This is a genomic window from Nostoc sp. UCD121, assembly GCF_014222285.1.
In the GTDB taxonomy this organism is placed as follows: domain Bacteria; phylum Cyanobacteriota; class Cyanobacteriia; order Cyanobacteriales; family Nostocaceae; genus Nostoc.
In genome coordinates this window covers 1-13,714 of record NZ_JACKZS010000204.1, presented here as the reverse complement: position 1 = coordinate 13,714, position 13,714 = coordinate 1, and the positions used below count along the sequence as shown (strand labels likewise).

Annotated in this window: 14 protein-coding genes; 4 read left to right on the top strand and 10 right to left on the bottom strand. The window is 42.8% G+C overall.

Annotated elements, in window-relative coordinates:
* The first annotated feature begins 220 nt into the window (after positions 1–220).
* Positions 221–505, top strand: a complete 285-nt coding sequence (locus GNF10_RS29400) for a YiaA/YiaB family inner membrane protein (protein ID WP_094328132.1) — start codon at positions 221–223, stop codon at positions 503–505.
* A gap of 124 nt (positions 506–629) precedes the next feature.
* Here GNF10_RS29400 and GNF10_RS29395 read toward each other — a convergent pair whose 3' ends face one another.
* The 6 genes from GNF10_RS29395 to GNF10_RS29370 all read right to left on the bottom strand — a co-directional run bounded on the left by GNF10_RS29395 (position 630) and on the right by GNF10_RS29370 (position 3,407).
* Positions 630–1,091: a ferredoxin gene (locus GNF10_RS29395; RefSeq protein ID WP_185580993.1), complete on the bottom strand. Its 462-nt coding sequence runs from the start codon at positions 1,089–1,091 to the stop codon at positions 630–632.
* Positions 1,091–1,477, bottom strand: a complete 387-nt coding sequence (locus GNF10_RS29390; RefSeq protein ID WP_012406942.1) for a DUF1257 domain-containing protein — start codon at positions 1,475–1,477, stop codon at positions 1,091–1,093. The genes GNF10_RS29395 and GNF10_RS29390 overlap by 1 nt, the downstream gene beginning before the upstream one ends.
* 39 nt (positions 1,478–1,516) lie before the next feature.
* Complete coding sequence (locus GNF10_RS29385; RefSeq protein WP_012406943.1) at positions 1,517–1,726, bottom strand: DUF2997 domain-containing protein; 210 nt, start codon at positions 1,724–1,726, stop codon at positions 1,517–1,519.
* A 479-nt stretch (positions 1,727–2,205) separates the two neighbouring features.
* Positions 2,206–2,748, bottom strand: coding sequence for an HD domain-containing protein (locus GNF10_RS29380; protein WP_185580992.1), 543 nt, complete (start codon positions 2,746–2,748; stop codon positions 2,206–2,208).
* 81 nt (positions 2,749–2,829) lie between these two features.
* The gene (locus GNF10_RS29375; RefSeq protein WP_311774235.1) at positions 2,830–3,174 is read right to left on the bottom strand and encodes a type II toxin-antitoxin system PemK/MazF family toxin; all 345 of its coding nucleotides are present in this window, start codon (positions 3,172–3,174) and stop codon (positions 2,830–2,832) included.
* Positions 3,147–3,407 (bottom strand): AbrB/MazE/SpoVT family DNA-binding domain-containing protein, encoded by a 261-nt coding sequence (locus tag GNF10_RS29370; RefSeq protein ID WP_185580991.1) that lies wholly within the window; start codon positions 3,405–3,407, stop codon positions 3,147–3,149. Before GNF10_RS29370 ends, GNF10_RS29375 begins: the two co-directional genes overlap by 28 nt.
* A gap of 470 nt (positions 3,408–3,877) precedes the next feature.
* Between GNF10_RS29370 and GNF10_RS29365 the strand changes: the two genes are divergently transcribed.
* Positions 3,878–4,882, top strand: coding sequence for a saccharopine dehydrogenase-like oxidoreductase (locus tag GNF10_RS29365; RefSeq protein ID WP_185607309.1), 1,005 nt, complete (start codon positions 3,878–3,880; stop codon positions 4,880–4,882).
* A 127-nt stretch (positions 4,883–5,009) separates the two neighbouring features.
* Here the strand turns inward: GNF10_RS29365 and GNF10_RS29360 are convergent, their stop codons facing one another.
* The 4 genes from GNF10_RS29360 to GNF10_RS29345 all read right to left on the bottom strand — a co-directional run bounded on the left by GNF10_RS29360 (position 5,010) and on the right by GNF10_RS29345 (position 10,248).
* Positions 5,010–5,570: a hypothetical protein gene (locus GNF10_RS29360; protein ID WP_185580989.1), complete on the bottom strand. Its 561-nt coding sequence runs from the start codon at positions 5,568–5,570 to the stop codon at positions 5,010–5,012.
* 113 nt (positions 5,571–5,683) lie between these two features.
* Positions 5,684–6,907: a type II secretion system F family protein gene (locus GNF10_RS29355; protein WP_185580988.1), complete on the bottom strand. Its 1,224-nt coding sequence runs from the start codon at positions 6,905–6,907 to the stop codon at positions 5,684–5,686.
* A 106-nt stretch (positions 6,908–7,013) separates the two neighbouring features.
* Positions 7,014–8,141: a type IV pilus twitching motility protein PilT gene (locus tag GNF10_RS29350; protein WP_185580987.1), complete on the bottom strand. Its 1,128-nt coding sequence runs from the start codon at positions 8,139–8,141 to the stop codon at positions 7,014–7,016.
* 94 nt (positions 8,142–8,235) lie between these two features.
* Complete coding sequence (locus GNF10_RS29345; protein WP_185580986.1) at positions 8,236–10,248, bottom strand: GspE/PulE family protein; 2,013 nt, start codon at positions 10,246–10,248, stop codon at positions 8,236–8,238.
* A gap of 458 nt (positions 10,249–10,706) precedes the next feature.
* Here GNF10_RS29345 and grpE point away from each other — a divergent pair, with 458 nt between their 5' ends.
* Complete coding sequence (gene grpE / locus GNF10_RS29340) at positions 10,707–11,456, top strand: nucleotide exchange factor GrpE (RefSeq protein ID WP_185580985.1); 750 nt, start codon at positions 10,707–10,709, stop codon at positions 11,454–11,456.
* Positions 11,457–11,681: 225 nt separating this feature from the next.
* The gene (dnaK, locus tag GNF10_RS29335) at positions 11,682–13,640 is read left to right on the top strand and encodes a molecular chaperone DnaK (RefSeq protein ID WP_185580984.1); all 1,959 of its coding nucleotides are present in this window, start codon (positions 11,682–11,684) and stop codon (positions 13,638–13,640) included.
* Positions 13,641–13,714 lie beyond the last annotated feature (74 nt).

The following is a 13,714-nucleotide window of genomic DNA, read 5'->3' as shown; positions in this document are numbered from 1 at the left end:
ACTCAATTTCTACAATTATTTATGTCATTTTGAAATCTTTCTTAGTTTTTATTAGTAAATAAGATGCGTTCGCCCTGCTTCGACCTCCTGCCTTCTGAAAGCAGTTTTCATGTATTTGAAGCACATCTGACGTAGGGGCATAGCGATGCTGTGGTCTATTTACCTGAAAATAGCTGTAATTACGAATTAGTATAAATCACTCATATCAAAGTTAGGAAATATGCAAACAATTGGTACTCAAAAAGACAGTCCAGCTTGGGTTATTCAAACTTGGGCAGCTTTTGTGATTTCTATTTCTATGACCACCTTTGGCATTGTAAACTTACCTGTAAATGGCTGGGTAAAGGGCTTTATGGGTATGGGTATGGCTTTCTCTGTTGGCTCAACTTTTACGTTGGCGAAAACTACTAGAGACTTGCATGAAAATAGAAGATTAACCGCTAGGTTAGACGAGGCGAAAGTAGAAAAATTACTTTCACAACACGATCCTCTAAATTTTAAATGAAGCCAACCATAACGATTTGGGATTAAAAGACTTTACCGAAAAGCTGTCAGAAATTAACTATATTACGAAAAGCAAAAGGACTGGATATACCCAGTCCTTTATTATATTGATTTAATGTTTTTTGTTAATAACGAGATTTTTTTGTCTTTAATTTTTGCTTTTTACGCCGACGTTCGCTAGCAGCAACGGCCTGTTCTACCGGATAACCCACTAAGGGAATTACTTGATATTTGCGCTCTGCTTCTAAGTTTTTCAATTCAGTGTAATCAACCCAGTGAATACAATCAACCGGACAAGTATCAATTGCTTCTTGGATAATTTCTTCAGCGTCTCCATCTTGCCGAACCACGCGCGATCGCCCGTAATCTGGTTCAATATAAAAGGTGTTACGTGCAACATGAGCGCAATGCTTGCAACCAATACAGGTGATTTCATCAACATAAACACCATTTTGGCGCAGCAAACCGCCCAATTCCGGTTCTAAACCAGAACGTTCTGGGGCATCCCGTAAAAAACCCCCTAATTCTGGTTCCAAACCGGAACGGTTATCTTCTTGTTCTTCCGGCGACGGCAGAAAATCAGCCATTACGCACTCCAGCGCTGTACTACCAGGCGAATGGAACCATCTTCATTTTTTTGCTGTTCAGAGACTTGAAAACCAACACGAGCGGTTTCTTTCACAACTGTTTGATAAGCATAGCGCTGTGTTACCTGGCGTAAAAATCCGTCCACAGACAGGTCTTGTTGCCAATATTGCAAATCAGCCACTAATTCATATTCCTTGCCATTCCATCTAAAGCCGATGTCATAGCCATTTTCCTGCTCAATACTAACTTCCGCAGGATGGGTTTGACCGCGATAGCCACGGACTTCGCGTGGGCCGGGTTTCCAGTCTACGCCCAATTCAGTCAAAGCATCTTTCAAAGAATCAAGGTTACGGATTTGAGTCTTAATTTGGCTAAAGTGTGACATGGTGGTTGTGAATTAATAACACTAAACTACTGTGAAAACTTACCAATCGCTGTAAGTGGTGTGCGTATTCGCCACATTAGATTGCTGCACCTTCGCGGCGAAATATTCTGAGGTTGGCTCATGATTAAGTACTTGCCCCAATTGTGCCTCTATTGCTGCTGTAACCTCAGCGCAAGAAGCACCCACAATACCAGTGACTTTTTCTTGTACCCGACCGTCTGGATAGATTATGAACTCTAATGTCTCCATGCTCTTGGCCAACCAGGATAAGTACGCTTAAATTGTACTGCCTTAGCAGAAGGCTATAAATATAGCCGTAGGAACATTTTTACTTAGATACAAACTTGCCATTTGTTAAATAATGTTCCATCTTTCAACATATATATCTCAGAATCTTTACAAAACTTATTAAATTTATAAGCAGTCACATCAGTATTTAGTTAGTCTCTCTTAACCTCATCGATTAGTCAAGGTAACAACCGAGCCTGCCAATTAAGCGGCAAAAGTCCGAAAAATAAGCATTAGAAGCAGTATAGCCAGCTAGTTGAGTTACAAAAATATAAAAATTCTTGAAAAACTTTATCATTATGATCAAGTTTGTCCTATTCCTCCAGGGTTTTCTAAAAGATAGTAGCTATTATGAACGGCGTACATCCTCCGGGTTCACCAGTCATAATGCGATCGCTAGCCTTATACCTATTGAAATATGTGTTTGATGTAGCAAAATGTTATTCCGCTTGACTACGTAACAACCTCAAATCACCATCCGCAGCAATTATCTCAAAACAAGAATCCATTTCAAGAAATAATTCCCAGTAATCTTTTCTACACTGGGTAGCCAACTTTTTAATTACAATATCTTCAAGTTGAGTATTGCGCTTACCTTTCCAAAGGTTATCAGCTAAGGCAACAAGTAATTCCTCAAGCGAGCATTCAATTGTTTGCCATTGCCCATGAGAACGACAGCATCGTGCAAGTTTTGGATGAATACCATTACTAATTAGCAACTTTTCACCGTCGGCTTCGTGATTATTTCCTTTTGCAACAAGCTCATCATGATGCAGAATCTTTCCTGCATCATGAAACGCAACGCCAAGATGCACAAAACTTTTATCGAATGCAACTCGTAATTGTTGCAGTTTTGTAATCAAGAAATCAGCAGCTTCACCAACTAACATGACGTGGAAAATCAGCTTTGATGAAGCTCCCAAATGTTGAAGGAACTGGTAAGCATCTTCTACTCTTTTAAAGGTTCTAATCTGACTACTCATTTAGCATTTTTCCCAGTAAAAGCTAACCTTAAATCGTACTATCTTTACCCTGTAGTATGGGTTTTTGGATAATTTTACCCATTATTCAGCAAACATTTCAGCCAAAGTATCCAAAACTGCTTTTTGTTCGTCAGAGTCAATCTGACCTAGCTTTTTGACTAATCGATTTTTGTCAACTGTACGAATTTGATCCAGAACGAGTTGCCCGTCCTTGCTCTGAAACTGACAAGCAACACGAGTTGGATAAGACTGTCCTTTAGTTGTCATGGTAGCAATAATGACCGTGGAAATATATCTGTTCATCTCATCTGGTGAAATTACTACACAGGGTCTTGTCTTCTGAATCTCACTGCCAATCGTCGGGTCGAGGTTAACCAAAAACACATCAAATCGATTGACTACCACTCCCACTCTAGATGCTCCCACTCTGTAGTTACCGCATCATCGAGTAGTGCATCATCGTGTTGATTTGCCATAGTAGCAAATGCTTCTTCCCATCCCTGACGCGATTGAGAGGCTGCACGGACAATTAGGTGACAATCTTGAATTTCAATTTCTACCTCTTCACCAATACCACTTTGTTCTAGCAAAAGTTTAGGAATGCGGATACCTTGAGAGTTCCCGATTTTAATAATACAGGTTCTAATTGCTGTCCCCATGAGGATAGTTATCCTTAATTGTAATTACACTGTGATTACAATTAAGCATTTTGTCAACAAGCGTTTAATTTTTCAAGAATTTTGGTTCTTCAGTAAACAGTATGCCAAATACGTCTGTAAATAAGCTTGAAACCTTTACTGGGCAATAATAACAGTCGTTATCCTTAACGTTTGAGGTAAGATTTCTGAAATTAATGCTAAAACGGACTGTAAGTCTTGATTTTCAAGGTATTTTACAGAATTTAATGAAAATTTCCGCATAATACATACTGAAGATCCCAAAAAGAATACGCTTCTTGCCCAAGCCTAAATCACTCAGCAAGAATTTCTGGTGAAAAAACTGATTTGATTGGGGAACAAACCAGGATAATGAAGCATAATTAACCTTTATAGCTAAAAGCTGTCAGCCATCAGCCACAAGCTGAGATGGTAAAGTTTGAAGGCTTGTGATTCAACTTCAGTAATTGACTATGAGTACAGCAAATATCTTGTCAGCGATACGTATAGGAGTACTAGGTTTCGGTGGGCTCGGACAAGCCGCCGCCAAAGTACTTGCTGTTAAACAGGAAATGGTTTTAGTCGCAGCCGCAGATCAAAAAGGTTACGCTTATGCTGCTGAAGGTTTAAATACTCAAGAATGCATTGCAACCTACCAATCCCAAGGTTCCGTAGGTTATTTGGAGCCAGTTGGTACATTAACAAATCAAAGTATTGAAGATGTAATTAAAATAGCTCAACCCGTGGATGGGTATTTTCTGGCTTTACCTAACCTACCAAATGATTTTATACCCTCTGTAGCGAAAGAGTTTATTAAATCTGGTTGGCGTGGAGTGCTAGTGGATGCAATTAAGCGCACCACTGCCGTAGAACAATTACTGGCGATGAAAGAAGAACTGCAAGCAGCCGGGATTACCTATATGACAGGCTGCGGTGCAACACCCGGATTGTTAACCGCCGCCGCCGCATTAGCAGCCCAAAGCTACGCCGAAATTCATCAAGTCGAAATTACTTTTGGATTGGGAATTGCCAACTGGGAAGCTTACCGCGCCACCGTTCGGGAAGATATTGGTCATATCCCTGGTTACACAGTGGAAACCGCTAGGGCAATGACTGACGCAGAAGTAGAAGCACTACTAGATAAAACTAATGGCGTGCTTACCTTGAAAAATATGGAACACGCTGATGATGTCATGCTAGAGGTAGCGGGAATTTGCGATCGCGATCGCGTTACTGTTGGTGGTGTAGTCGATACTCGCAATCCAAAAAAGCCCCTCAGCACCAACGTTAAGGTAACAGGACGCACCTTTGAAGGGAAGATTTCTACCCATACCTTTACTCTGGGAGATGAAACCAGCATGGCAGCTAATGTCTGCGGCCCTGCCTTTGGTTATCTCAAAGCTGGTAGACAATTGCACCAACGCGGCATTTATGGAATATTCACTGCTGCTGAAATTATGCCCCAATTTGTGAGGTAATAGTTAGGAGAGACGCGATTAATCGCGTCTGTACAAGAGTTAGGAGTTAAAAAACTAAACTTGAGGCTTAAAAATCTCTGGTTTTGTTTAAAAGTTGCAATTGAAAACTCTTAACTCCTAATTTTTTCTAAGCTGGTGGGATTTCTGGACAAAAAATATCTGTCACATCCTCTTCAAGCAGCGAATCTGGTGTTTGTATAATAAATGGAAGTTCCGCCCCTACAAGTCCTCTTTTTATACGTTCTAAAGTATCACTAAACACAACGAACAAAGGATATATAATATTACCCCCCTCGCTCAAAATATGACTGTGACGGAGAGGCATTAACCATTCATAATCATTGTCCAGGAAAACTTGGGTTTGTCGCCAACGTCCTAACAAATCAGAAAAGTCTTCGTGAGCGCGATGAATAAAGACTAAAATCTCGGCTCCAGTTTTGATCTTCCACTCTGGATCGCACATCAAAATTGCTACATCACAGGGTAAGCAGATTGTTTGTGGAGTTGTTGTAGCAGTATTGCGAAGACGGACAATTGGCAAGGGGATAGTGATAACACTTTCATCTGGACGGCGCAGACTGGGAATCATCTCTAAGTATGGCCGATATTGCTTTAGTAAGGCGATCGCAGCTAGATGATTGCTGTACTCTGCCAAACTCGCTTCATAGTGAGATTTTTGCACAATCATAGTTTGTTAAATGGTTAGGAGTTAGAAATAAAATTAAGTAGTTAAGAGTTAAAAATGAGCATGAACAGTAAAAAGTTTAAATCCTTAAATCCTAACTCTTAACTCTTAATCCCTTATCCCAGCTTTTCAAAGACCGCGAACATAGGCAAATACATTGCTAGCAAAATAGTTCCAACCATCCCACCTAAAACTACAATCATCACTGGTTCCAAAATACTAGTCATTGCTTTTACTGCTTGCTCAACTTCATCTTCATAGAAATCAGCAACTTTCATCAACATTGCATCTAGTTCTCCAGTTTCTTCTCCAATACTAATCATCTGAATTGCCATAGCCGGAAAAACGGCATCTTTTTGTAAAGCAAGACTAATCATACCTCCCTGTTGAATCTCCATCCGAGCTGCGTCTATGGCATTGGCAATTACTTGGTTTCCTGACGTATCTCTGACAATTTCCAAGCAAGTTAAAATTGGTACGCCTGAACGAGTCAAAGAACCAAAAGTTCGGCTAAAGCGGGCAACTGAAGATTTTTGAATTAAGTCACCAAACAATGGCATTTTGAGGGAAAGACGATCAATTGTGATGCGGCCAACAGGAGTTTTACCGTATTGTGTAAAGGCAATTTTCGATCCTACAATAACAGCAATAAGTACAAAAACCTTTGGACTTCTTAAAAATTGACTAGCATCCATCAAAAATTGTGTTAGAGGCGGTAGTTGAGTTCCGATTTCTGTAAAAATCTTTGCAAAAATGGGAATAAGAAAAATGGTCATACCGAGAAAGATTGCAACTGCTATAAAACCCACAACAGTTGGGTAAGATAATGCTGATTTAATTTGGTTTTGTAGACGAGCAACATCTTCTAACAACTTAGCTAAACGATTCAATACTTCATCTAGAACACCACCCACTTCACCGGCTTGAATCATACTCACATATAATCCATCAAAGCAGTCAGGATGCTTCCGCATTGCCTCTGAAAGATTCATTCCGCTTTGAACATCGTTACTAATCTCAACTAGGGCTTGTTTGAGTTTAGTATTGCTACACTGTTCGGAAAGTACCCCCAGACTTCTAACGATCGCAACTCCCGCATTCATCAAAACGGCAAATTGACGGGAAAAAACTGCTTTGTCTTTCACAGAAACCTTAACTAAGGAATTCTGGAATTTTTTGAAGGCAACATCTGGCTGAAATCCTTGAGATTGCTTGAGTTCTTGGATTACAAAACCTTGATCTCTCAGATTAGTGCGAGCTTGTACTAAGGATTCGGCAACAATTTTTTCTGTTCGGGATTTTCCTTGAGAATCGCGAACACGGGCAACGAAGGTTGGCATAAATAAATTCAAAATAGTTGTTATTCATTGGGCATGGGGAGTGGGGAGTTAGGAGCTATTCTTTTTGTACCCTTGTCCCGTTATCTCCTTCATCTCCCTAGTTCATTTAATGCGCTTTGGCAGCCGCACCGGGTTTTGCACCAGCGCCTGCTTGCGGTGTAGAATTCCCGATGAGACGTTGGATTTCATCTGGCTTAGAAGTTTTAGACATCGCGGCTTCAAAGGAAATCGTTCCTGATTTGTAAAAATCAGCTAAAACTTTCTCCAGAGTTTGCATCCCCAATTTGCCACCAGTTTGAATAGCTGAGTAAATTTGAGATGTTTTGCCTTCTCGAATTAAGTTGGAAATAGCGGGAGTGACAATCAGAATTTCTTGAGCCATCACCCGACCATATTCACCGGGTTTAGGGTTTTTCTTGGATACCAAAGTCTGGCTAAATACTGCCACTAACGAGTTAGATAACTGCACCCGCACCTGCGTTTGTCTTTCATGGGGAAAAACGTCGATAATCCGGTCAACAGTTTGGGCGGCAGAACTGGTGTGGAGAGTACCAAATACCAAGTGTCCTGTTTCTGCTGCGGAAATCGCCAAAGAAATCGTTTCTAAATCGCGCATTTCTCCCACCAGAACAATATCTGGATCTTCCCGCAAAGCTGCTTTCAAAGCGTTAGCAAAGCTCTTAGTATCTTCACCCAGTTGTCGTTGGTGAACCAAACTTTTAATTGGTTCGTAGACAAATTCAATTGGGTCTTCCACCGTTAAAATATGCTCTGCCTTGGTGCGGTTAATCAAGTCGATCATTGCCGCTAGGGTAGTTGTCTTCCCGGAACCTGTAGGGCCTGTCACTAGAATTAGCCCTCTGGGCTTATCTGTCATTTCCCGCACGATATCTGGCAAACCTAATTTTTCAAAGTTAGGAATCTTAGAACTTAATGCCCGTAAGCAAGCAGCATAAGAACCACGTTCTTTATAGACATTGACCCGGAAGCGAGCTAAACCTTTAACACCATAAGAACAATCCAACTCCCAGTTCTGTTCTAAGGTTTTACGCTGGGTGTTGTTGAGCATACTAAAAATCAGCCTTTGACATTGATCGGCTGTCAATACATGCTCACCGATGGGGGTGAGTTTGCCACTGATACGGAAGTAGGGGGGCAAACCTGCCGATAAATGCATATCCGAGCCGCCTAATTCAATCAACTGCTCCATCAGGTCTTCAATCATCATTTCCATAGTTCTGCTTCCTTTTTATATTTGTTATTTGTCCTTTGTCCTTTGTCCTTTGTCATTTGTTTAAAGTTACTAACCATCGACCAATGACCAATGACTAGCCTGAAAACCGAGATGTCATACAGTAAGGACAATCCAGCCATTCTTGTTTCAATGTGGCATCACAACTGCGGCAGGTAAGGCCAGTCTTGCGTTTGGCTTTTAACTCTGCTTCCAAACCAGTATCAGTAAACGTCACCCGTTCTACTTCTTCTAGGGTGGTGGAACCTTCTCGCACTAAGTCCAAACTGTAAGCCAGCAAGGTTTTCATGCCCTCTTCTATTGCCACTTCCTTGATGCGTTCTGTGGGTGCATCTTCGTTGATGAGAGTTTGCAGGTTTTCGGTGACTCGCATGACTTCATAAACACCACAACGCCCTTTGTAGCCGCCACCATTACATTTTGAGCAAAGCTGATTTTTGGTTTTGGCTTCGGCGATCGCATCTAATGTCAAGGTGTTAGCTTTATAGAAGGTGACTCCCACATCAGAAGAAGCTGATAGACCATAACGAGCCAGTTCGTCAGTTGTAGGAGTGTAGGGAATACGACATTCAGAACATACACGCCGCACCAAACGTTGAGCTAGAACGCCAATTAGCGAACTAGAAACCATGAAAGGCTCAATGCCCATTTCTCCCAGACGAGCGATCGCACCTGGGGCATCATTGGTATGTAAAGTAGTTAATACCAAGTGACCGGTCAAGGCAGCCTCAATTGCTGTTTTTGCCGTTTCCTTATCCCGCGTTTCACCCACCAGCAGCACATCTGGATCTTGTCGCAAGAAAGCCCGCAACGCGGTAGCAAAATCCAGCCCTTTTTCGCGAATCACCTGTACTTGAGTAATCCCTGGAAGACTGTACTCAATTGGGTCTTCCACAGTACTGATATTAATACCGGGATCATTCTTTTCTGAGAGTGCAGAATACAACGAGGTTGTTTTCCCGGAACCAGTTGGCCCAGTTACCAGAATTAGCCCAAAGGGACGGCTAACCATGTCCTTGACAATATCTAAAGTCTCTTGATCGGTAATTAATTTATTCAATCCCAATTGGGTTGAAGAGTTATCCAAAATCCGTAGCACGACCTTTTCCCCGTAGCGACTGGGTAAGGTATTCACACGGAAATCTACTTTACGTCCCTCAAAAAGCCTTCGGATGCGTCCATCTTGGGGTAGACGACGTTCGGCAATGTCTAGATTCGAGATGATTTTAAATCGGGCTGTCACTGCCGGGATGATTTTTTTCGGTAGGGGATCGAAAGCTTCACAGAGTACCCCATCCTTCCGAAAGCGAATGCGTAAGTTTTCTTCTTGCGGTTCTATATGAATGTCAGAAACGCCCTCATGCAAAGCTTTAGCGAGGATTCTGTTGACTAGGTTAATGACTGGGGCATCCTCTGCACCCTTCATCGCTGCTCCTAAATCAGCCTCCATTTCTTCAGGAGCATCTGCAAGATCAAGATTTCCGAGGTTTTCTAAATCCTGATTAATATCTGTAAACTTTTCTTGTTCCAGGTGTTTTTGCCGAACAGCCATTTCATCCAGATATTGGTTGATTAGCTGCTGGTAGTCTTCCTGTGTGATCACCATGCGCTGTAATGCCAGCCCTTGGGGGCGCAAAATGCGGTTCAGGTCATCGGAAGCTTCTAGATTATCTGGAGCGACCATCGCCACTAAAACTGAGGGCGGGGTTTGGTCTTCGTGTTTCGATAGTGGTACTAAACGATGGCGACGGCAGATATCCACTGGGATGAGGGTTTCAATCAGGTTCCCCATCATCGTGTTAGCAATGGAGTTGACTTCCGGATCGAGGAATTCAACACCGTATAGTATTTTAAGTTCAAATAGCTGCTGTTTTTTGTATTGCCTGAGCAACTCAGGTGATAGTTGTTGCCCAGTAATTGACTCTAGTACTTCCGTTAAGGGTAGGCCAGATTTGCGGCTTTCAATTAGTGCCTGCCTCATCTGTTCGGTATTGACATAGCCAGATTGCACTAGCTTGTTGCCAAAGGGCGAAAACTCTGTTCTGGTAGTTAGAGCGGTACTGCGCCGTTGTGGTGACGAGTAAGTCATAAATGAGCGAATGAGTAGGGGAACCTCTGCTTAAAGTATTCCCAGCCGGTGAGATAGAATTCTCATTTCCCAAAAAAGTCCTGACTCAAGTTGCTTGCTCCGCCAAAGGACTACGCTCGGAATTCAAAATGACGCTTTCTACGAGACGCTAAAAGCGTAGCTTGCAACTCTTACAGAGTATGCGGTCTCACTAATGCTGCGCTAACAGAATTAAAGATACTGCCTCCTGCCAGTCTTCCAAATTACTTACTCCTAGAGGTAGACTACTCGTTCGGGTTCCCGCCTTAATAGTGCCTACGCGAACGTGTTCACCATTTGTCACAATAAGAAAATGGTTACATCACTTCCAGAAACTTGTCGGCAATAAAATCAGCCTCAGTTGCAAGTTGTGGATGACGACGGTTGCAAGCAATGGAGATACACTGCCATAAATAGCAAGCATCTGGAATGAGTGGACAATGATGGATGAAAATAAACAGATAAACAATACTAGCCAGCAATTGGGTGAACCAACAGAGGTAAAGCAAGCAATGAAGAGTGACTTCCCAGCCCAAATTAATTTCAATGAATCTGGTAGCGAGGTGACAGAGCAAGTGTCAGCCCCAACTAATGTATCGGGAGATGCAGCCACTACAAATTCAGAAACTGGTGTTGCTGCAACCGAGAACACTGGAGTGGAAACGGCAGCTTTGGCAGAACTGACTCAACAAATTGAGTCTCTCAAAACGCAGCTAGAAGAGCGTAGTACTCAATATATGCGGATTGCTGCTGATTTTGAGAATTACCGGAAACGCACTAGCAAAGAAAAAGAAGAGCTAGAGACGCTGATGAAGCGGAACACGATTCTAGAATTGCTGCCAGTGGTCGATAATTTTGAGCGGGCGCGATCGCACCTCAAACCTCAATCTGATGGCGAAATGACCATGCACAAAAGCTACCAAGGCGTTTACAAACAATTAGTAGATAGCCTGAAGCGGTTGGGTGTGTCACCAATGCGTCCTGAAGGTCAAGAATTTGATCCTAACCTGCACGAAGCAGTAATGCGGGAACCTACGGATGAACATCCTGAAGGAACAGTGTTAGAAGAGTTAGTGCGCGGATATTACTTGGGCGAACGTGTGCTACGCCATGCAATGGTCAAAGTAGCTGCTCCAAAGGAAGATACACCTTCTACGGAGGAAGATCAGTCGAGTCAAGCCTTCAGTTAAGCTGTAGTCGCTCGTCTCGCTGACCAAAAGTGCCTGGGTTCTAGCAAGGACGAGCATCGCGTACCAAAACTTGGACAAGGCTTTGGATAACTTTCTGTGTTTAAACTTCCTCTTGCTACTAGCAAAATGGGTTCCACAGACGTTATCCGCTAGCCTTAGTTCGGAGCTAAAAAGTTAGTCCGCGACATATTACAGCAGGAAGACTCAGTAAAAATACTGGCGAATATGGGAAAAGTTATTGGAATCGACTTAGGCACTACTAATAGTTGCGTCGCAGTTTTGGAGGGCGGTCAACCACTGGTGATCTCCAATTCTGAAGGTGGACGAACTACTCCGAGTATTGTGGGATTTGGCAAAAGTGGCGATCGCTTGGTTGGTCAATTGGCAAAGCGCCAAGCCGTAACCAATGCCGAAAACACAATTTATAGTATTAAACGATTCATCGGGCGGCGTTGGGAAGACACTGACATAGAACGCGAACGTGTACCCTACAACTGTGTCAAAGGTCGAGACGATACCGTTGATGTCCAAATCCGCTCCAAAAATTATACGCCACAAGAACTATCCGCCATGATCCTGCAAAAGCTTAAGCAGGATGCGGAAAACTTTTTGGGTGAAGAAGTCACTCAAGCAGTGATCACCGTACCTGCATATTTTACAGATGCTCAAAGACAAGCTACTAAAGATGCTGGCACAATTGCAGGATTAGAAGTTCTGCGAATCATCAATGAACCAACAGCTGCGGCTTTAGCTTTCGGATTGGAAAAGCAAGACCAAGAGCAGCTAATTTTAGTATTCGACTTAGGAGGCGGTACTTTTGACGTATCGATCCTGCAACTTGGGGATGGCGTTTTTGAAGTTAAGGCGACTTGTGGTAACAACCACTTAGGTGGAGACGACTTTGATAATGCGATCGTGCTTTGGCTGATGGAACGCTTTCAGCAAGACGAAAAAATCAATCTTTCCCAAGATAAGATGGCACTGCAACGCCTACGGGAAGCAGCAGAAAAGGCGAAAATTGAACTCTCCAGTATGGTTAATACCTCCATTAACCTGCCGTTTATCACATCTGATGAAACCGGTCCAAAGCATCTGGAAATGGAACTCAGCCGCTCTAAATTTGAAGAGCTTGCAGGACAATTGATTGAAGCGACCATCGAACCAATGATCCAAGCACTCAAAGATGCGGATCTCAAACCATCAGCCATAGATCGGATTATTTTAGTAGGTGGTTCTACCCGGATTCCCGCAGTCCAAAACGCGCTGATTAAGTTTTTCAATGGCAAAGCTCCCGATCGCTCTATCAACCCTGACGAAGCGGTAGCATTGGGAGCAGCGATCCAAGCAGGGGTCTTGGGTGGAGAAGTCGATAATCTTTTACTATTGGATGTCACTCCCCTGTCTTTAGGAATTGAAACCTTGGGTGAAGTATTCACCAAAATTATTGAACGCAACACCACAATTCCTACTAGTAAGTCACAAATTTTTTCCACGGCAGTTGATGGGCAAACCTCAGTAGAAATTCACATTCTCCAAGGTGAACGGGCAATGTCACGAGACAACAAGAGTCTTGGCAAGTTTCTACTAGCAGGAATTCCCCCATCGCCCCGTGGTGTGCCACAAATTGAAGTATCTTTTGAAATTGATGTCAACGGCATCCTGAAGGTTTCTGCCCAAGACAAAGGCACAGGTAGAGAACAGAGTATCAGGATTACCAATACAGGTGGCTTGAGTACTAACGAAGTCGAACGGATGCGCCAAGAGGCCGAACTATTTTCTGAAGAAGATAGAAGACGTAAAGAACTGGTTGAACTCAAAAACCAAGCAGATAATCTGTTGTTCAGTTACGAATCTACGATTAAGGATAATAGCGACTTTATCGGCGAGCAGATGAAGACTTTGGCTAGTGAAAAAGCTTTACAACTCCAAGCTGCAATGACTGACTCCGGCATCTCAACTGTGGAGTTTAAGCAGCGCTTAGACGACTTCCAACAAACACTGTTTGCAATTGGTGCTGATGTCTATAACCGAGCTAACAGCCAAACAGATGAGATTGAGGAGGCTTCAGCTAGTCTCTTTACCCCAGAAGTAGACTCACCAATGAACGGTACACTAATCCCACAATTCAACTTTGATTTTGACGAAGAAAGTACCGCACAGGTTGATTATGAGGCGATAGATTAAGAATTGGGGAATGGGGAATGGGGAAGAAGCAAGGAAGCGGGGGGTAAGGGGGAAAGGGGAAAGAGGTAATGTTA